Here is an 18,692-nt window from a genome sequence, read left to right on the forward strand (position 1 = left end):
GCCGCGTTATGCGGGCCAGCGCGACGTCAACTCGCGGGGTGTCCACGCCGGCCACGTGGGTGTCCCGTCCGGCTGGCCGAAACTCATTTGGGCGACGATGCGCGGGCCTTTGAGCGCACTGTTGTCGTACACGGTGGCGGAGTCGCAGCGTGCGACGGCGGTGACAACCAGTGGCCAAAGCCGTTGGTAGCGTTGACGAATCTTGGCTTCGGGGACATCGTGCCCGCCGGCGGCGACCCGATGCTTGACCCGCTCCACGGCCAGCTTCTCGGGAATGAGCAACACGTGCAGGACGACGGTGTAGGACGCCGCGTGCGCGCTGTCGATCAGCTCGAGTTTGGACGGGTGAGAAAACACCGTTTCGGCGATGAACGATCGGCGCAGTTCGATCAGCCTCGCCCTGGTACCGGCCGCAATCCGCGCGGCCTCGTAGGAATGGGCAGCAGCGTCGGCAGGCCAGCGCTGTCTGGCGATCTCGTCGGCGTTGACGAAGACGCTTGTCGGCAGCAGCGGCGCGAGCGTGAATTCGACGAAGGTTGATTTACCGGCTCCGTTGGGCCCGACGACAAGGTCGAGCCGGTTCATCGGGCCCCGGCGTTCACCTTCTTGCGCCGTGCGGGTCGCGAGTTCGCCGTCAACACGGTCGAACTGCCATCGGGCCGGTGTTCGACGATCTCGCCGGCCTCGTTAAGGGCAACGGTGGTGACGCCACGCTTGGCCAGCAGCTTGCCGTAGTTGGCCTGGTTGAGGTTTTCCTGGATCGCCGCGGCGATTTCGGCGTTGAAGACGACACCTTCTTCGACACTCAATTCGCCCAGTTCCAAATCCCCGGCCAGCGCCGCCTCCACCCGGCGACGTGCAGCGGAGTGCTGGCTCGACACCGCGCGCCCCACCCGCGCCCAGTGATCCAGTTGCTGCTTGGCCGATCGGCTCTGCCGCGCGCCCTCGGCCTTCGCACTGTCGACGAGGTCCGCGGCGAACCGGGTAACTCGATCCGCGCTGTCAGCCATTTCTCCTCAATTCTGTAGCATTCTGTAACCAGTGTAGCAATCAGCTACACGCGCTGCGAACTCATCAAGAGCACCGCGCCGCGACCCGCCCTGCCCGGCGTGATTAAGTGTCGTTCATGCGAATCGGAATCGCTCTGGACTATTCGGGCGGCTTCCACGAAGCCGTCGACCGCATCGTCGAACTTGAAAAGGCCGGCATCGACATCGCCGTAGTGGCCGAGGCTTATTCGTACGACGCGATCAGCCAGCTCGGTTACCTGGCCGCCAAGACCAACACCGTCGAATTGGCCACTGGCGTGGTTCCCATCTACATCCGCACGCCGTCGCTGCTGGCGATGACCGCCGCGGGTATGGATTTCGTGTCCGGGGGCCGATTCCGGCTCGGTATCGGGACGTCGGGCCCTCAGGTCATCGAGGGGTTTCACGGCGTCGCGTTCGACGCCCCGATCGGCCGCACCCGCGAGGTCGTGGAGATCTGCCGGAAGGTGTGGCGCCGGGAGCGGGTCCAATACGACGGCAAGTACTACCAGCTGCCGCTGCCCGCGGACCGCGGAACGGGTTTGGGTAAGCCGCTTCAGCTTATCAATCACCCTGTGCGCGAACGTATTCCGATTACGATCGCGGCGCTGGGCCCGAAGAATGTCGAGCTCACCGCCGAGATCGCCGAGGGCTGGCAGCCCGTCTTCTACCTTCCGGAGAAGGCCGACACCGTCTGGGGCGAGGCGCTGGCCGCCGGCACCGCCAAGCGGGATCCGGCCCTCGGACCGCTGGACATCATGGTGCACGCGTCGACGGCCATCGGCGACAACGTCGAGGAGCGGCTGGCCTGGGTCAAGCCGCAGCTGGCCCTCTACATCGGTGGCATGGGCGCCAAGGGCCGCAATTTCTATCACAGCTTGGCCACGCGTTACGGCTACGGCGAGATCGCGGACAAAATCCAGGAGCTGTACCTGTCCGGCCGCAAGAAAGAGGCCATCGATCTGGTGCCCGACGATCTGGTGCGGGGGATGTCGCTGATCGGCCCACGCGGTTTCATCGCCGAACGCATCGCCGCCTTCGCCGAGGCCGGTGTGACGACGCTGTTGATAAGCCCGGCGGCGGCCGACCCCAAAGAGGCTGTGCGCTTCGTCGAAGAAGTGCTGGAACTGCGCGGCGCCTGAGGCGTCACTGCCCCGCCTGCGGAACCTGGTCCGCGGCAATCTCACACGGCGTTGACCCTTCGGTCGGCGGCGCCGGGGCGGCGGCAGGAGCAGGCGTTGCCGCCGGGGCAGGGGCGCTCGCGGGTGGTTGCTCGCCCACCGGTAGTGGCGGCGTCTCGGCGGGCGGCGATGCATCCACCGGTTGAGCCTCGTCGGCTTCCTTTGGCCCATCGACCTTTTCAGCGTCGGCCTCATCGGGCTTATTGTCAGCGTCGTCATGCTCGTCGTCGGGGTGGAATGGATCCTCATCCGAGGTGTCGTCGTCGAACGGGTCTTTCCCCAGCGGATCGTCGAGCCCCGACGAATCACCAAGCCCGTCTGTCGCCGAACCCAGCAGACCACTCATCGCGTCGACAATCCGCCCGGCCAGCCCGCTGAGCCCGCCCAGACCGCCGGCTCCCCCACCCAGTCCGCCGGCACCCGTCGGCAAGGCGGAAACATCACCGAGCCCGGAGCCCAAGTCCGATAGTGGTGACACAGGGTCCGATAGCGGTGGCGCAGGGGGCAGCGGAGCCGCCGCGGGGGCGAAAGCCGTTGGGGCGGAGGCCGGATCCGCCGCAACGCCGGGAAGCACGGCTGCGGGCGCGGTCACCGCCGCAGCCGGCACCGGCGGAGGAGGTGGCGGCTGGGGAGGTGGCGGCGGGGACGGCTGAAACCCGGGCCCGAGGTCGCCGGGCGCGTCGAAGTACACCGCGGGCGCGGAACGCATTCGGTCGGTCACCATGTCGTAGGCAGTTCCGAACGCGGAGAGCGAAGCCCGCATGGCCGTCAACCAGTCGTTGCGAATGTCGTTGTCCACGTAGGGCGTTATCTGCCCGTGGACCACCTGCTCGGCCGTCGACCGCTCCCCCGCCCCGGCCGTCACCACTGCGGCGGCGGTCAACCACGCCGACCGCTGTGCCTGGCTGCGATCGTCGATGGCGATGGCGGTTTCGACCTTGGAGTCGAGCAGATACCACAAGTTGTCGCGCAGGGATTCACACCGCTGCGCGGCCGCCCGCACCTCGGTGGCAACCATGTTGGCGGCATCGCAATGGCGTTGCAGGAACGCGACCGCGGCGTCGCTTCCCGCCCCCGTCCATGCCGCCGAGAGCTCGGCAACCTGATCGTGCTGAATACGCAGGCCTTCGACGGCCGCCGCGCCAGCAGCTCGCAGCTGTGCACAGTCGCGGTCGAGGACACGAAGATCGAGGCCGTCTTCGCTGTCGAACCAATCCCGGACCTGAGACGGGTGCGACGTCAGGTCCGGATGCCGGTATCCCGTTGTCTGGCAAGCCCGTACGTATGCCTGGGTGTGTTCGACGGCGACCCGGCCTTCGGCGAGGCGCTCGGCGACGTCTAACCGATCGGCCACGGTCAGGCGATTCGCGCCGCGGCATACAGCTCGGCGTCGGCATAGCGCTGCGCGCCGGACCGCAGCGCGACGGCGATCGCGACCGACGCCCGCGACCACTGCGACAACTGCGCCGTCAAGCGCTCCAGCTCGGCCCGCAATGCATCGCCGCGCGCGGTGTAGGTCCGGCCGGCCGTCGCGCCGCTGAAAGCCAACGCCGCCAAGTGATCACAAACAGCGCTGTCGACCAGTTCGGCGGCGGCCCGCAATTGATCGGCAACCCGATGAACCGCCGCGACGTCGATACCGGTGCGGTCAAAAGTGGTGTGTCGTATTCCCATGCCTAATCCGACGCCGCGGTCCCCGTCGGGGTTCCCGCGCGGGCGAACTAGCTTGCAGCGCTGACCGCGTCAGCGACGCGAGTGGCCACCCGCTGCGCAACGTGCTCTTCGGGTGCTTCCACCATGACGCGGATCATCGGCTCGGTTCCCGAGGGGCGCAACAGGATTCGACCGGTGTCCCCGAGTTCGGCCTCGGCCTCGGCGACCGCACTGCGCACCGACGGCGCGGCGGCCGCGGTGGCCTTGTCGGCAACGTCGACGTTGATCAGGACCTGCGGGAACGATTGCATCGGCGCGGCCAGCTCGGCCAGCGACGAACCGGTCTGCACCATCCGGGTCATCAGGCGCAACCCGGTGACGATGCCGTCGCCGGTGGAGCCCAGCGCGGGCATCACGATATGCCCGGATTGCTCGCCGCCCAGGCTGAATTCGCCGGACCGCAGTTCCTCCAAGACGTAGCGGTCACCGACACCGGTGGTGCGGACCGTGACACCCGCCGAGCGCATGGCCTGGTGCAGCCCGAGGTTGCTCATCACGGTGGTGACCAACGTGTTGGACGCGAGTTCGCCGGCTTCTTGCATCGCCAGCGCGAGCACCACCATGATGGCGTCGCCGTCGATGAGCTCGCCCTTGGCGTCCAGGGCCAGGCACCGGTCGGCGTCGCCATCGTGCGCCAGCCCCAGGTCGGCGCCGTGGGCCAGCACGGCGGAGCGCAGCGAATGCAGGTGCGTCGATCCGCAGCGATCGTTGATGTTGAGCCCGTTGGGCTCGGCGTTGATCGCAATGACCCGGGCACCGGCGGCGTGGTAGGCGCGCGGTGCGGCCGAGGATGCCGCGCCGTGGGCGCAGTCGACGACCACGGTCAGGCCGTCCAGCGGCTGCGTGTTGGCCTTGCCAACGTGGCGCAGGTAGCGGTCGGCGGCGTCCTCGGCGTCGTTGACGCGGCCGAGCCCGGCGCCGACGGGGCGCACTCCCGGACCTGCCGCGACCAGTTGTTCGATCTGGTCCTCGGTGTCGTCGTCCAGTTTGCGGCCGCCGGGGCCGAAGATCTTGATGCCGTTGTCGGGCATCGGGTTGTGCGACGCCGAGATCATCACGCCGAAGTCGGCGTCGTAGGCGCCGGTCAGGTACGCCACCGCGGGGGTGGGCAGGATTCCGACGCGTAGCGCGTCCACACCCTGGCTGGTCAGGCCGGCGATCACCGCGGCTTCGAGCATCTCGCCGCTGGCCCGGGGATCGCGCCCGATCACGGCGATGTGGCGGCCCGGTTTTCCGGCACCCGCAAGGCGGCGCGCGGCCGCGGAGCCCAGCGATAATGCCAGCTCAGGCGTCAGTTCGTGATTGGCGACTCCGCGTACACCGTCGGTGCCGAATAGTCGACCCATCGAACAAACCTCTCACAGTGATGTCATGCGCACAAAGTGCACTTACTTTTGTGACCGCAACCGCGCATGTTTGTGCGACGACACGCCGAAGACGGCGGACAAAAGACGCACAAGATGCGCGGTCGCGGCCAGAAAGTGATCGCTGATCAGCGCTTGCTGTACTGAGGAGCCTTACGGGCCTTCTTCAGGCCGTACTTCTTGCGCTCGGTGGCGCGGGGGTCACGGGTGAGGAAGCCGGCCTTCTTCAGCGGGGGCCGGTCCTCGGGCTGGACCAGGATCAGTGCCCGGGCGATGCCCAGACGCAGCGCGCCGGCCTGCCCCGACGGACCACCGCCGTGCAGCAGGGCGTAGACGTCGAAAGTCTCCACCCGATCGACGGTGACCAGCGGGGCCTTGATCAGCTGCTGGTGCACCTTGTTCGGGAAGTAGGCCTCCAGGCTGCGGCCGTTGAGGTCGAACTTGCCGGTGCCGGGTACCAGGCGCACCCGCACCACGGCCTCCTTGCGGCGGCCGACGGTCTGGATGGGCCGCTCGAGCACGATCGGCTTGCTGGGCTGGGCCGCGGGAGCCTCGGCGGAAGTTTCCGCGGGGGTCTCGGCCGGGGCCTCTTCAGTGGTCACCTCGACGACCACCTCGACGGTCTCCTCGGGTGCTGCCTCGTTGGTCTCGGTCACTGGGCCACCTGCTTGATCTCGAACGGAACCGGCTGCTGCGCCGCGTGGGGGTGCTGCGGGCCGGCGTAGATGTGAAGCTTCTTCTGGATCTGACGGCTGAGCTTGTTGTGCGGAAGCATGCCGACGATCGCGTTCTCAACGACGCGGGTGGGGTGCTTTTCCAGCAGCTCGCCGATCGTGCGTGAGCGCAGACCGCCGGGATACCCCGAGTGGCTGTAGGCCAGCTTGCTCTGCAGTTTGTCGCCACTGAGGGCGACCTTGTCGGCGTTGATGACGATGACGTAATCGCCGCCATCGACATTGGGGGCGAACGTCGGCTTGTGCTTACCGCGCAACAGGGTGGCTGCCGCGACGGCAAGGCGTCCAAGCACTACGTCCGTGGCGTCGATGACGTACCACGACCTCGTGGTGTCACCCGCCTTTGGCGCGTAGGTGGGCACAGCGCTTACCTTCTTTCTCTCGGGTGGATCCCGGTTCGAGCCGGGTGCCGGTCAGGCGTCCGCGGTTGGGGTTTGGTCTCGGCGACCGACAGTGACCCGAGTCCCCGGCGTACCGCACGCCAACGGAGCAGCTTACCGACCTACATCCCCGCAGGTCAAAACGACTACGAGCCGCTAGCAGCCAGGCGGCTGATGTGCGCCAGTTCGTCGCTCTTTTCGATGCGAACCAGGTCGGCGTCGTAGCGTGCCTGCAGGTTGATCCAGAACATGTCGCTCAGCCCCAATGCCCGGGACAGCCGCAGTCCGGTGTCGGCGCTAATCCGGCGCTTGCCGGCGAGGATCTCCCCCACACGCGTCTGCGACACCCCGATCGCCTTGGCGAGGCGGTAAGGGGTGATCCCCATCGGTGCGAGGAACTCCTCGCCGAGGATTCCGCCGGGGTTGCCCGGGCCGGGATCGACGGCGCGGAAGTGCTCGGAATGATGACCGAGTCCGCTCGACCGCGCGACCAACGGATTATGAGACGGCCTGACCTGAGCAAACGGGATTTGGCGGTGTACCAGGGGACATGGCGACGACTGTCGGAATTTGTTCCCTAGTATGCGGCTTTACCTGCCGGGCTTTGCCGGCGTCCAGCGGGTCGGACGAGCCTCGTGCGGATTGGCCCGCTATCCGTCGGGCGGTTGTTGGTCGCACCTCCGGCAAGGGCACTTTGTGCCGCGCTGTCCAGGCACAGCGAGGCCTCACTCACCCTTGCTCCACCCCTTGGCATCACAGCGCAACAAGTGGCACCTGGTTGGCGGCGATTCTGCCGACGCGCATCGACTGTCGTGCGACGATGCCCGCATGCTGGAAGTTAACAGTGCGGCATGCGGTTCCGTCGCCATCGTGGACCCAGCTGCGATTCGCAGCAATAGTCGTCCGAGGAGCGGAAGTCTGGGTAGGTATCTATGCTGCTGAAATTAGTTCGACCCTATTTCTCAATTACCGGCTCCAACCTTTCAGAACCATTAGCAGATTTTGTAGTGCTCTCAGGGGCCAACGGGTCAGGCAAAACGCAACTCCTTTCTGGAATAGAGACCGGCAATATTGTGATCGAGGGACTCGAATTTTCTGACGGAGAGAGAGGGCGAAATATTCGCTGGTTTCCCCTCGGGGCTCTATCGATTTCGGGAGGTGGAGTTCGTCAAATTGATCAGGTGCAGGAGCCATGGGTCAATATTCACAACGTGCTGACCAATATCCGCAGAGAAATCGACCGGGGTCAACTCCAACCCACCGGAAGTGACAGAAACCAATGGATACGCGAAACACTCGTTGAAAGGGGAGCAATTCGGCTCGACGCCGCGACTGAATTGGAGCATCGAAGCGGTAAGCCAATCGCCGAATTTTCAGAGATAGACTTTAGGATATTCTCACCATTTCTCATGGGCTATGATCCATTCACAATAGGGATCAGCGACTTATTTATGTTTTATCATACTCGATCTGCACGGAACCAACTATCGGAACTTGAGAAGTTACATGGTGGCGATCCCAAGGAACGGCCATTGTCACGCGATGAATTCGAAAAGAAGAACGGCCCGCCCCCCTGGAACTTGCTTAACGATATTTTGGGCTCGATCGGAATCGACTACAAGTTCAATCATCCAACCGGCTTCGAAGCCGCGGCCCTCTTTGACCCGCTATTGACGCGCCCTAGCGGCGAGCAAATTGAAGTCAATTCGCTTTCTTCAGGTGAAAAGGTTTTGCTGGCGGTCGCTATGAGTTTGTACACCGGATCGAACCACAAAGAGTCTATGCTTCAAATGCCCAAGGTGCTCTTGCTCGACGAACCAGATGCCAGCCTGCATCCATCGATGGCGAAGAGCCTGCTTAGGGTACTTGCCGAGACGTTCGTCATAGACCACAAAGTGAAGGTCATTATGACCACTCACTCGCCGACGACGGTTGCGCTCGCCCCTGAAGAATCCCTCTTCGTAATGAGCCCCTACGGCACGCCCAGGATCAAAAAATTCTCACGCGATAAAGCACTAACCGGCCTGTTAGTCGGGGTTCCAACGCTGAGCGTTTCCAACGACCATAGAAGACAGGTCTTCGTTGAAGCCGAGGATGATCAGCAGTGCTACCAAGCGCTGTTCACAAAACTCAAATCCGAGATGCAAACGCCAATGTCGCTTGTGTTCATTCCGTCAGGTACCATCGCAGATAGTAATCGCTACAAAGTTGCTGAAATGGTCGAAAGATTGCGCAGCAACGGTGTCAAGATATTCGGTATCGTTGATCGCGATGCAGGCGGGAGCGAGCAAGACCTGCCCGAGGGCGTAGTATTCGCGCCCCATCGATATGCACTGGAAAATATTATTCTCGATCCGGTTGCGGTCGGACTCCTTCTTGTACGCGAACAAATCGCCTCCGCCTCCGAAATATTCGGTTCAGATATTCCATATTTCAAATCTGATCCAGCACATGCCCAGCGTGCATGCGATTATGTATCGCAAAAAGCTTACGAACAGATCCCGTACATACGACAGAAACTATTGGATCCGACTGCCAGCAGAACTGTTACCTATGAGGGTGGGGCTTCGGTGGCCGTGCCTTGTTTTGTTCTCGATCAAAAGGGACATGACTGGGAGGAATGGTTGTTGACTGCATTTCCGGGTCTGCGAAGGTTCAAGACAAAGTTGAAGCACGCCGTAATTGATCATATCTACGTGGATATGCCCGAATGGATACCTAGCGACGTGAGGTCACTTTTCGCCCGCCTGTTGACGTAACTCTTGAACCCAGCGGGGCAGGAAGCTCCAGCCCGCAGAATGGCACCGTGAACTGCGCTTCACCGTGATCCGCACGACGGACTGTCTGCGGGCTGGTACGAAACACTGCCGACGCGACGGCAGAGATATGCCGATCGCAATACGATCTTGAGGACGGGCGGGGCTCGAACCCGCGATCAACGGATTGTGAGCTCCTAGGTCTGGCCCTGTAGCAAACTCTGCTAGGCCAGAAAATTGACCTACAGCGGGCTGTCCAATCCCCTTGTTTTCCAGCGCTTCTGCTTCAAACCGGGGCTAGCAGCGGCTGCTACCGCATCGCAGCTAACCAAAGGGTTGCCGGAAGTGTGACGACAACCACCGACAAGGCGCATGTTCTTGCGCTGCCAGATTGCAGGGCTCCTCGTAAACCCTCATCGGCAGCCCCGCGACGGGCGCAAGCCCTTCCTCCACGCCAGCCGAGTGTGCGACCGTGGTTGGTCGTAAGAGTGCCGGGCAGCGCGAGCAGGAGATCTAATGTGACTGAGCCGAAAGAGGCGACCTCAAGAAGCGTTCGCGATCCGAAGCCAACAGCTGATCGAATACATCAACTTGCCGGACGCGTCTTGTCCCGCGAAGACGATTGGCGCGTCATCGCGGCGGTTCACGGATTTCATGCCGAATAGACTCTTGGCGCTCTTGAGGGTGTCGGTGAGCCCAATCTCCTGTTCAGCAGTCCTTGGCGCTGCGAACGTCGATGTTAGGGGCGCCAGCCGGCGCAGTTGTGAAGACGAGGTCGCAGCCTTCACAGTCGGCAATCTCCTGGCCCGAAGCCCCGCATACGCGGCGAATAACCAGATCAATCGTCCGGATACCTATCCGTCGTCTATTGCCCTAGACTTCGGGCGTTTTAGGGTTGCGGTGCCGGAGCAACAGCCGCGGGCGCAATGCAAACGTTTTTCCACTGATCGGCAAGGTGCGCGGTGTTCTCATTTTCGGGGGCACCCTGGCCATAGAGACGTCTGGCAAAACCAAGAAGAGCGCGAGAATCTCTCCAGCCCTTACCCTCCAAATGATCCTCCCAGTCGAGTTCGTCTAACCGATCGACAGTTATCTGGTAGCCAAGGTTGTGAACCGGATAGACAGCGAAGTCAGTGAAATACCAGCCATCTACACGCTCGATTATGTGCACCAAAAGGCCTCGATACCCCCGCAGCTCTTGAGAACGAAGTTTCGTGACTTCGATTAGCATTTCGGAGAGATCTTCGATCGATTGGGTCGGATCATTAAGCCCCGTACCCAAATCAGCTCCAGCCGACCGTACGGCATCTACCAGGCTCTGCAGGAAGTCGTCAATCGACATGTCCTGGTCCCACGGATGTTTCGAAATTACAGCAGCGCTGTCGAATTCAAGGCGTACCTCAAGTTCATGATCTGGGCTGTCAACCACAAACCGGAAATGGAGAGCGGTTTCCCACACTGGCGTACGAACGCCAACCGGACTGGTGATTTCATTACGCGCTGCGTGTCTAAGCGCGCGCAGGAGTGCATCGCGTGAGAAGCCTCCGACAAGGCTGCGATACACATTGAGTTCACTCTCAAGTTCCGCACGTTGTCGGCTGATGAGTGCTTCGCGCGCGTCCTGCAGGGACCCTAAGTTTTCGGCCTTATGACGCTCTCCGCGGGCGTCGGCAGTATGTGTCGTCTGAGCTGACAACCACAGCCGGCGCCACATTTCTTGATCTGTTCGCGCCTTGTCGATTTCGATCCCGTTGTCGGCTGCGGCCTCGGCGCAGACTAAGACGAACTCGATGACCGTCTCCAGGGAAGGAATTCGCCCCTTGTTAAGGACGTCCGCGGCTGTGCTCTTTGGCAGAACGGATCTTTCGGCTCTCTTCGCAAGCCTCGCCATCTCCCTGAACGATGGCTTGCCGCAATCCAACCGTAACGTGCTCAACTCCTTGGCTAAGACTTGTGGTGTCACTCGGCTAGACCCCTTGGTTATCGTTCCGTCACAACACACGATACCCACGGGGCGCACGTCACGATTCCGGCAATCGCAGTGAGGCACACGCAAAGCCTCACGGTGTTGCCCCAGTTGGCAATCGCCAACCGCAATGTACGACCTACCTCACACCACGCGGAGCCGCAGAGCTCAATCGAGATCTTCACGCCTCAATCCGATCAAACCGGGACGGAGGAATCACTAGGTGCGGACCATGCCGGACGAATCCGGACAGCTCCCCCGCGATTTGCCAGTGTGCGGACGCCGTGTCCGGCGCCTTGGCCATCGCAACATGGCTACGACGCCGGGTCAGCCCAAAGGCCGGCGGGCTATTCAATATCCCAACGTAAGAGTCCGACGAGCGGTTGGTCGCCAACTCTACGGCAGATTTCGATTCCCACGATCCGAGGCAGCCAGCCTAACCAGGGCCCGGGTTCTGAGCGGGTCAGTGCTGAGCGCGATGAGAGATCCGAATGAGACAGCGTCACTGTTCACACAGATAGTTTCTGAGTACGCTGCCGTCCGTTGCTCCTAGGTGCCAAGGAGGTCATTATGGCGGTACTACGACTACTTGGCGGGGTCACCCTAATTCTCGCCCTCGGAGGAGTTTTTGGTGGACTGGTGCACTGGTCGCGTACATCGTTGGCAGTTGGTTGCGTTCTTCTGGTAGTCGGGACAGCACTCATAACGCTCGGTTTTGGGACGTCCAGTCCGAACTCAATCAAAGAAACCGACGCGCTTACCGACCGAATCCAACAAGAACCCTCGCCCCGGCTCGCCAGCGTATCCGCTGGCCTCCAAGCTTGGTATCGCTATTCGCTCGCGGCAACGCTCGTCGGCGTCGGATTTCTGGCGACGCTTGTAGTGGCAGCCCTCCATTGGAACTGGGTTTCGGGGCGGATCGGGGGTGTACTCGCACCATTGGGCGCGGTCGTGGTCGCCACAAGCGCATCCGCGGGAGCTGCGCGCACGGTGATAGAGCAAAGCCGAGTCAGCGAGTGGAACCGCCTAGAAGACGCGGAAGGATTGCTGTGGAAGCGATTTGATGAAGCCGCGAAGCAGTTTAGTGACGAGCACTTCGCCACCAGAGTAGCCGGCGTTTATTCATTCGTCGGATTAGCCGACGACTGGATTAGACATCACCAACAGTTTGAGGCGATCGGAGCAAGTGACAAAGGTACGACCGCGGAATGCGAAATCATTCTTCACGCCCTCTGCGCGCAGCTCCGGCGTAACACGCATCTCGACGAGGGCCTTACGCCAAACCAGGTCAGTGATGAAGCGCTGGTCAATGAAGCAATAATGGGTCAGATTGGATGGCATTTATACGTCGACGGTGACGATTCCGCGGATAACGGATTATGGTCTGAAAGAAGGCTTTTGGTCGACTTACGGGACACCGATCTGAGTGATGTAAGATGGCTCCGGGTCGACGTACAAGGTGCAGTTTTCAAAGGCGCCGATCTATACAACATGGACTTGATTGAGGCGAATTTAGCTGATGTTGACTTTCGTTTTGCAGATCTTCGCAAGGCGAACCTTACCGGAGCTGAAATATCATCCGGCACGCAATTTGACAACGTGATATTTGACTCTGAAACGAAATGGCCGCCGGAAGTCGAGATTCTTCGATCGGACGGAGCAAGCGACCGGGCGCAGGTTAGGCTGACGCACCACGGCGTCGAATGCGCTGCTCGGGAGGTTGGCGACAGTGCATTGCCGCATCGCCCGAGCTCGTATCGGCGGGCCGGAGACTGCACGGCAAGCGGCGCTCCTATCCCTCCGCATCCTGTCGAAAGTACGACGACAAACCACTGCTAGAACGCGGTAATTCAGGGGCCTTCCGCGCCCTAATCGCCGATCAAGAATGCGTCTACCGGGCGATATCGAGTGTGGCGGGCGGGGCTCGAACCCGCGACCAACGGACTATCAGTCCTCAGAATCACGGCACCGCTGGTCACGCTAGATCACCAGTCGCCGCTGCCGCCGGTTATCCACAGCTGGACAGGTTTGGCTGGGTCTCAATTTGGGTAAAATTGCCCGGTGATTTCACTCCGCATACTTTCCCGTCGGGCGGGCAGCGTGCGGTTAGCTGGCCGCGTGGTCGGCCTGGCCGCTGCCGCCCTGGTCACCGCCGCGGGCCTGCTCGCCACGCCGAGTGCCCCCGTCGCGCATGCCTTCGACTGCCCCGACGTCGAGGTCATCTTTGCCCGTGGCACCAACGAGCCGCCCGGACTGGGCAAGGTCGGGGATGCCTTCGTCGACTCGCTGCGCCAGCAGACCGGATTGAACATCCTGCCCTACGGGGTGAACTACGCCGCCAGCAAGCTGCAGCTGCACGGTGGTGACGGCGCCAACGACACCATCGACCGCGTCAAGAAGAGCGTGGAAACCTGCCCGAACACCAAGATCGTGCTCGGCGGCTACTCGCAGGGCGCGTCGGTGATGGACATCGTGGCCGGCGTCCCGATCGGCGGCATCAGCTGGGGTAGCTCGCTACCGCCGCAGTACGCCAACAACATCTACGCTGTGGCCACCTTCGGTGACGTGGCCGACCGCGCCGGCGGCACGCTGCCCAGCCAGAGCGCGATGCTGGGCTCCAAGGCCATCGACCTGTGCAACCCCAACGACCCGATCTGCCACGCCGGACCCGGCAACGAGTGGAGCGGGCACACCGAGGGTTACGTCCCCGTCTACACCACCCAGGCGGCGGCGTTCGTCGCATCCAAGCTGACGGGCGGCACCGGCCAGTCGGTGCCCGGCTACGGCCCGTCGACTCCTGGTGCCGGCCCGCAAACCCCCGGCTACGGCCCGCAGACTCCCGGGCAAGCACCCGGCCCGGTGCCGCAGAGCCCGCAGGCGCCCGGCCCGCTGACACCGAGCTACGCCCCGCAGACACCCACCCCGCCGGTGCCCGCATCGCCCACGCCACAAACCGACGTGGTTGCCGCGGTCCACTAACACACAGTCAATAATCTGTACCATCGCGGCATGACCTTTGCCGCGAAAAGGCCACGCGCACACCGTTATGCAAGCGTTACCGCCGCCGCATTCCTCGCCGCGACCACAATGCTGTTGGGGTTTCCGCTGATCCCGCGCGCCTTAGCTGCGTGCCCGGCCGTCGAGGTGGTGTTCGCCCGGGGAACCGACGAGCCGCCCGGCGTCGGGAAAGTCGGCGGGGCGTTCATCAGCTCGCTGCGCCAGCAGACCCAGCGAAATGTCGGCGCCTACGGAGTCAACTACCCCGCTAACGACGACTTCCTGGCCGCCACCGACGGCGCGAACGACGCCAGCGCGCACATCCAGCACATGGCCGACAACTGCCCCAACACCAAGCTGGTGCTCGGCGGCTACTCGCAGGGCGCCGCCGTCATCGACATCGTCACCGCCGCGCCGCTGCCCGCGCTCGGCTTTCGCGACCCGCTACCGGCCGACGCCGCCGATCACGTCGCCGCCGTCGCCCTGTTCGGGAACCCGTCGGGCCGGGCCGGCAATCTGATGACCGCCCTGAGCCCGGATTTCGGCAGCAAGATCATCAACCTGTGCCACACGGGCGACCCGATCTGCTCCGACGGCAACTCGTGGCAAGCCCACCTCAGCTACGTGCCCGGATTGACGAATAAGGCCGCGCATTTCGTCGCCGCCAAGATCTAGCGGCACAAAGATCCGGTAACACCCAGGTCGCGGAGTGATCACAGCCGTTCACTAACACCGGGCGAAAATGCGTACCATCGGCTCATGGGGGTTAGACGGATTCGCAACGCATTGCTGGCAACGTTCATGGTCGTCGGTTCCGCGGTGGCTTTGGCTCCGGTGGCCTCGGCGGCACCACCGTGTCCGGGTGCCGAAGTGGTGTTCGCCCGCGGCCGTGAGGAACCGCCCGGCGCCGGTCTGGTCGGCGACGCGTTCGCCAATTCACTACGCGCCAAGACCCAGCTGCCGGTCGGCGTCTACGGGGTCAACTACCCCGCCGACGTCGACCCCGCCAAGGGCGCCAACGACATGAGCACCCATGTCCAGTGGATGGCCAAGCACTGCCCCGACACCCGCGAGGTGCTCGGCGGCTACTCGCTCGGCGCCGTGTCGGCCGACCTGGTGATCGCGGTGACCCAGCCGTCGTTCGGGTTCAAGAACCCGCTGCCGCCGGGCATCGATCAACACGTCGCGGCGGTCGCGCTGTTCGGCAACGGCACCCAGCGCGTGCTGGGCCCGGTGCCCGGCTTCAGCCCCGCCTTCGCCGGTAAGACGATCGAGGAGTGCGCGCCCGGCGACCCGATCTGCAATGGCAACGGCAAGGCGGTCTGGGCGTCGCATCTGCAGCCCTCCTACATCGACTCCGGATTGGTGGATCAGGCCGCCGCGTTCGCCGCTGGCAAGCTGTAGCCGGAAACCCCAGGCGCCCAGACAATTCCCAGGCGCCTCAAGTGGCGGTTGCCATCGCGCCACCGGACAATGCTGAGGTGACGACCACCGCCGCGACCGACCGTGACACCTCGCCGGCCACCCGGGAGACGCTCGAGGACTACACGCTGCGCTTCGCCCCGCGCAGTTACCGCCGATGGTCCACCGCGGTGGTGGGGATCTCCGCGCTCGGCGGCATCGCGTATCTGGCCGACTTCGCGATCGGCGCGAACCTCGGCATCACCTACGGCACCGCAAATGCGTTGTGCGGGATCGGGATTTTCGCGGTGGTGATCATCGCGACCGGATTTCCGTTGGCCTACTACGCGGCGCGCTACAACATCGATCTGGATCTGATCACTCGCGGCAGCGGTTTCGGCTACTACGGCTCCGTGGTGACCAACGTGATCTTTGCGACGTTCACGTTCATCTTCTTCGCGCTCGAAGGCTCGATCATGGCGCAAGGCCTCAAGCTGGGCCTGCACATTCCGCTGTGGATCGGCTACGCCTGCTCCACCCTGATCATCTTCCCGCTGGTGATCTACGGCATGAAAGTCCTTTCCCAGCTTCAACTTTGGACCACGCCGCTGTGGCTGATCCTGATGGTCGCCCCGTTCATCTATCTGGTGACCAGCCATCCCGAGTCGGTCGGCGAGTTCTTCTCCTACACCGGCAAAGAAGGGCACGGCGGGGTCGACGCCGGCTCGGCGTTGCTGGCCGCGGGCGTATGCCTGGCGCTGATCGCCCAGATCGCCGAGCAGATCGACTATTTGCGGTTCATGCCGCCGCGCACCCCACAGAACTCCCGCAGCTGGTGGACCTGGGTGCTGTTGGCCGGTCCGGGTTGGGTGTTGTTCGGCGCGATCAAGCAGATCGTCGGGCTCTTCCTGGCCGTCTATCTGATCTTCCACCTGGCGGGGTCGCTGTCGATCGCCAATCAGCCCGTGCACCAATTCGACGAGATCTACGCAAACTTCATGCCGGACTGGCTGGCGCTGACGCTGGCCGTAATCCTGGTGGTTCTCAGCCAGGTCAAAATCAATGTGACGAACGCGTATTCGGGCTCGCTGGCCTGGACCAACTCGTTCACCCGCGTCACCAAGCACTACCCCGGCCGCGTCGTCTTTCTCGCCGTGAACCTGACGATCGCGCTGATCCTGATGGAAGCCAACATGTTTGACTTCCTGAACACGATCCTGGGCTTCTACGCCAACTGCGGCATGGCGTGGATCGTGGCGGTGGCCTCCGACATAGTCTTCAACAAGTACCTGCTGGGCCTCTCACCCAAGGCCCCCGAATTCCGGCGCGGCATGTTGTATCCCGTCAACCCGGTCGGCTTCGGCTCGATGCTGCTGGCCGCGGGGCTGTCGATCGCCGCGTTCTTCGGCGGCCTCGGCGAAACGCTACGGCCGTATTCGCCGTTGGTGGCCATCGTTGTCGCGCTGCTGATGCCGCCCATCCTGGCGATCGCGACGCGGGGCAAGTACTACCTGCGGCGCACGCACGACGGCATCGAGCTGCCGATGTACGACGAGCACGGCAACCCCGCTGCCGACCAATTGACCTGCCATGCCTGCAATCACGACTTCGAACGCCCTGACATGCTGGCCTGCGTGGCCCATGCCGCGCACATCTGTTCGCTCTGCGTGTCCACCGACAAGCGGGCCGAACACGTGCTGTACGCCCAGCGCTAGCGGGTGCGCAGATCCCGGGTGATCAGGATGCGCGACGCCAGCTCGTCGTCGGGCGGATAGTCCACCTGCACCAACGTCAGGCCCTGCGCCGGTGCTGCCGCAAAATCACTGGATCGTGCTGTCGCGCTGAGCAATTCACGACACCATTCTCGGCTGCGCCGATGTTCGCCGACGGCCAGCAGCGCCCCGACCAGTGAGCGCACCATCTGCCAGCAGAACGCATCGGCGCTCACGTGCGCGGTGATCAGGTCGCTGTCGCGCGACCAGTCCAGGCGCTGCAGGTCGCGAATCGTGGTGGCGCCGGTTCGATAACGGCAGAAGGCCGCAAAGTCGTTCAGCCCCAGCAGATCTTGTGACGCGGCGCTCATCGCGTCCACGTCCAGCTCGCGCGGCCAGGCGGTGATGTAGCGCGCCTGCTGCGGCTTGACGCCGTAGGCCGCCGTCGACAACCGGTACTCGTAGTGCCGCCGCAACGCCGAGAACCGCGCGTCGAAACCCGCTGGGGCGCGGGTAATCCCGATCACCCGAACGTCGGTCGGCAAGAATCGGCTCAGGCGGCGCAGCAGCGGCAGGAATTCCGGATCGCCGGCGCGCGGCGAACGTGGGTAGGCATTCGGCAGGGCGGCGGCAGGCACATCGACATGGGCCACCTGTCCGGTGGCGTGTACTCCCGTGTCGGTGCGCCCGGCCGCCCACAGCCGTACCGGCGTGCGGAAAACCGTCGTCAGCGCGTCGTCGATAACACCGGCGACAGTGCGCTGCCCGGCCTGAGTTGCCCAGCCCGCGAAATCGGTGCCGTCATAGGCGATATCGAGCCTAAGACGGACGTCTTCGCTACTTGTCGGTGGACTCGTCACCCTCGCCGGCGGCCTCAGCCTCGGGCTCCTCGGCCGCTTCGGCCTCGGCAGCAGGCTCAGCCGCTTCGGTCGTCGCCTCTTCCGAGACGGCTTCCTCGGCCGCAACCTCTTCGGCCTCGGCCTCTTCGGCCGGTGCCGCCGCGGCGGCGGGTGCTTCTGCCTTTTCGGGAGCCTTCTTCGAAGCCTTCACCCGACGCGCACGGTCGGCCTCCGACGTCACGGTCTTTTCCTGCACCAGCTCGATCACGGCCATCGGGGCGTTGTCGCCCTTACGTGCCTCGACCTTGATGATGCGGGTGTATCCGCCTTCGCGGTCGGCGAAGAACGGCCCGATCTCCTCGAACAGCTTGTGCACGACGTCCTTGTCGCGGATCTTCTTCAGAACCTCTCGACGGTTGTGCAGCGTGCCCTTTTTCGCGTGCGTGATCAGCTTCTCCGCGTACGGCCGCAGCGCACGTGCTTTCGGCTCGGTCGTCTTGATCCGGTCGTGCTCGAACAGCGATGTGGCCAGGTTGGCCAGCAGAGCCTTCTGGTGCGAAGACGACCCGCCGAGGCGAGGGCCCTTGGTGGGCTTGGGCATTGCGCTATCTCCTAATTGGG

General features: G+C 63.4%; 18 protein-coding genes. 7 read left to right on the forward strand and 11 right to left on the reverse strand.

The genetic code is table 11. The features are described from left to right. Positions 1–6: 6 nt before the first annotated feature. Positions 7–585, reverse strand: a complete 579-nt coding sequence (locus tag LMQ14_RS22720; RefSeq protein ID WP_267731812.1) for an AAA family ATPase — start codon at positions 583–585, stop codon at positions 7–9. Next, a complete protein-coding gene (locus LMQ14_RS22725; protein ID WP_267731813.1) occupies positions 582–1,010 on the reverse strand; it encodes a TA system antitoxin ParD family protein in 429 nt (142 codons plus the stop codon). The genes LMQ14_RS22720 and LMQ14_RS22725 overlap by 4 nt, the downstream gene beginning before the upstream one ends. 116 nt (positions 1,011–1,126) lie before the next feature. On the opposite strand from LMQ14_RS22725, the gene LMQ14_RS22730 reads away from it, so the two are divergent. Continuing rightward, on the forward strand, positions 1,127–2,170 hold the full coding sequence (locus tag LMQ14_RS22730) for an LLM class F420-dependent oxidoreductase (protein ID WP_267731814.1): 1,044 nt from the start codon (positions 1,127–1,129) through the stop codon (positions 2,168–2,170). Positions 2,171–2,174: 4 nt separating this feature from the next. Here LMQ14_RS22730 and LMQ14_RS22735 read toward each other — a convergent pair whose 3' ends face one another. The 6 genes from LMQ14_RS22735 to LMQ14_RS22760 form a co-directional block, all read right to left on the reverse strand. Continuing rightward, a complete protein-coding gene (locus LMQ14_RS22735; protein WP_267731815.1) occupies positions 2,175–3,563 on the reverse strand; it encodes a hypothetical protein in 1,389 nt (462 codons plus the stop codon). Between the two features lie 2 nt (positions 3,564–3,565). Continuing rightward, positions 3,566–3,883, reverse strand: a complete 318-nt coding sequence (locus tag LMQ14_RS22740; protein WP_267731816.1) for a type VII secretion target — start codon at positions 3,881–3,883, stop codon at positions 3,566–3,568. A 47-nt stretch (positions 3,884–3,930) separates the two neighbouring features. Continuing rightward, positions 3,931–5,268 (reverse strand): phosphoglucosamine mutase, encoded by a 1,338-nt coding sequence (gene glmM, locus LMQ14_RS22745; RefSeq protein WP_267731817.1) that lies wholly within the window; start codon positions 5,266–5,268, stop codon positions 3,931–3,933. A 146-nt stretch (positions 5,269–5,414) separates the two neighbouring features. Next, positions 5,415–5,810, reverse strand: a complete 396-nt coding sequence (gene rpsI, locus LMQ14_RS22750; RefSeq protein WP_420714712.1) for a 30S ribosomal protein S9 — start codon at positions 5,808–5,810, stop codon at positions 5,415–5,417. A gap of 128 nt (positions 5,811–5,938) precedes the next feature. After that, positions 5,939–6,382 carry a 50S ribosomal protein L13 gene (gene rplM / locus LMQ14_RS22755; RefSeq protein WP_267731818.1) on the reverse strand — a complete coding sequence of 148 codons (444 nt, stop codon included), beginning with the start codon at positions 6,380–6,382 and terminating at the stop codon, positions 5,939–5,941. Between the two features lie 164 nt (positions 6,383–6,546). After that, the gene (locus LMQ14_RS22760; protein ID WP_267731819.1) at positions 6,547–6,894 is read right to left on the reverse strand and encodes a HigA family addiction module antitoxin; all 348 of its coding nucleotides are present in this window, start codon (positions 6,892–6,894) and stop codon (positions 6,547–6,549) included. A gap of 438 nt (positions 6,895–7,332) precedes the next feature. Here LMQ14_RS22760 and LMQ14_RS22765 point away from each other — a divergent pair, with 438 nt between their 5' ends. Beyond that, complete coding sequence (locus LMQ14_RS22765; protein WP_267731820.1) at positions 7,333–9,159, forward strand: ATP-binding protein; 1,827 nt, start codon at positions 7,333–7,335, stop codon at positions 9,157–9,159. Between the two features lie 886 nt (positions 9,160–10,045). On the opposite strand, the gene LMQ14_RS22770 is transcribed toward LMQ14_RS22765, so the two are convergent. Further along, complete coding sequence (locus LMQ14_RS22770; protein WP_267731821.1) at positions 10,046–11,119, reverse strand: hypothetical protein; 1,074 nt, start codon at positions 11,117–11,119, stop codon at positions 10,046–10,048. A gap of 573 nt (positions 11,120–11,692) precedes the next feature. Between LMQ14_RS22770 and LMQ14_RS22775 the strand changes: the two genes are divergently transcribed. The 5 genes from LMQ14_RS22775 (at position 11,693) to LMQ14_RS22795 (ending at position 17,235) form a co-directional block, all read left to right on the forward strand. Then, on the forward strand, positions 11,693–12,961 hold the full coding sequence (locus LMQ14_RS22775; RefSeq protein WP_267731822.1) for a pentapeptide repeat-containing protein: 1,269 nt from the start codon (positions 11,693–11,695) through the stop codon (positions 12,959–12,961). 261 nt (positions 12,962–13,222) lie between these two features. Beyond that, the gene (locus LMQ14_RS22780) at positions 13,223–14,101 is read left to right on the forward strand and encodes a cutinase family protein (protein ID WP_267735643.1); all 879 of its coding nucleotides are present in this window, start codon (positions 13,223–13,225) and stop codon (positions 14,099–14,101) included. 108 nt (positions 14,102–14,209) lie between these two features. Next, complete coding sequence (locus LMQ14_RS22785; protein WP_267735644.1) at positions 14,210–14,794, forward strand: cutinase family protein; 585 nt, start codon at positions 14,210–14,212, stop codon at positions 14,792–14,794. A gap of 84 nt (positions 14,795–14,878) precedes the next feature. Next, entirely contained in the window at positions 14,879–15,523 is a 645-nt protein-coding gene (locus LMQ14_RS22790) for a cutinase family protein (protein ID WP_267731823.1), read from the forward strand. 77 nt (positions 15,524–15,600) lie between these two features. Next, positions 15,601–17,235 (forward strand): purine-cytosine permease family protein, encoded by a 1,635-nt coding sequence (locus tag LMQ14_RS22795; protein ID WP_267731824.1) that lies wholly within the window; start codon positions 15,601–15,603, stop codon positions 17,233–17,235. On the opposite strand, the gene truA is transcribed toward LMQ14_RS22795, so the two are convergent. Together truA and rplQ are read right to left on the reverse strand one after the other, a co-directional pair. Continuing rightward, positions 17,232–18,152 (reverse strand): tRNA pseudouridine(38-40) synthase TruA, encoded by a 921-nt coding sequence (truA, locus tag LMQ14_RS22800; protein ID WP_267735645.1) that lies wholly within the window; start codon positions 18,150–18,152, stop codon positions 17,232–17,234. The two genes, LMQ14_RS22795 and truA, sit on opposite strands and share 4 nt — an antisense overlap. Beyond that, positions 18,070–18,672, reverse strand: a complete 603-nt coding sequence (gene rplQ, locus LMQ14_RS22805; protein WP_267731825.1) for a 50S ribosomal protein L17 — start codon at positions 18,670–18,672, stop codon at positions 18,070–18,072. Before rplQ ends, truA begins: the two co-directional genes overlap by 83 nt. Between the last annotated feature and the right edge of the window lie 20 nt (positions 18,673–18,692).

This window comes from Mycobacterium sp. Aquia_213 (genome assembly GCF_026625985.1).
Taxonomy (GTDB): Bacteria; Actinomycetota; Actinomycetes; order Mycobacteriales; family Mycobacteriaceae; genus Mycobacterium.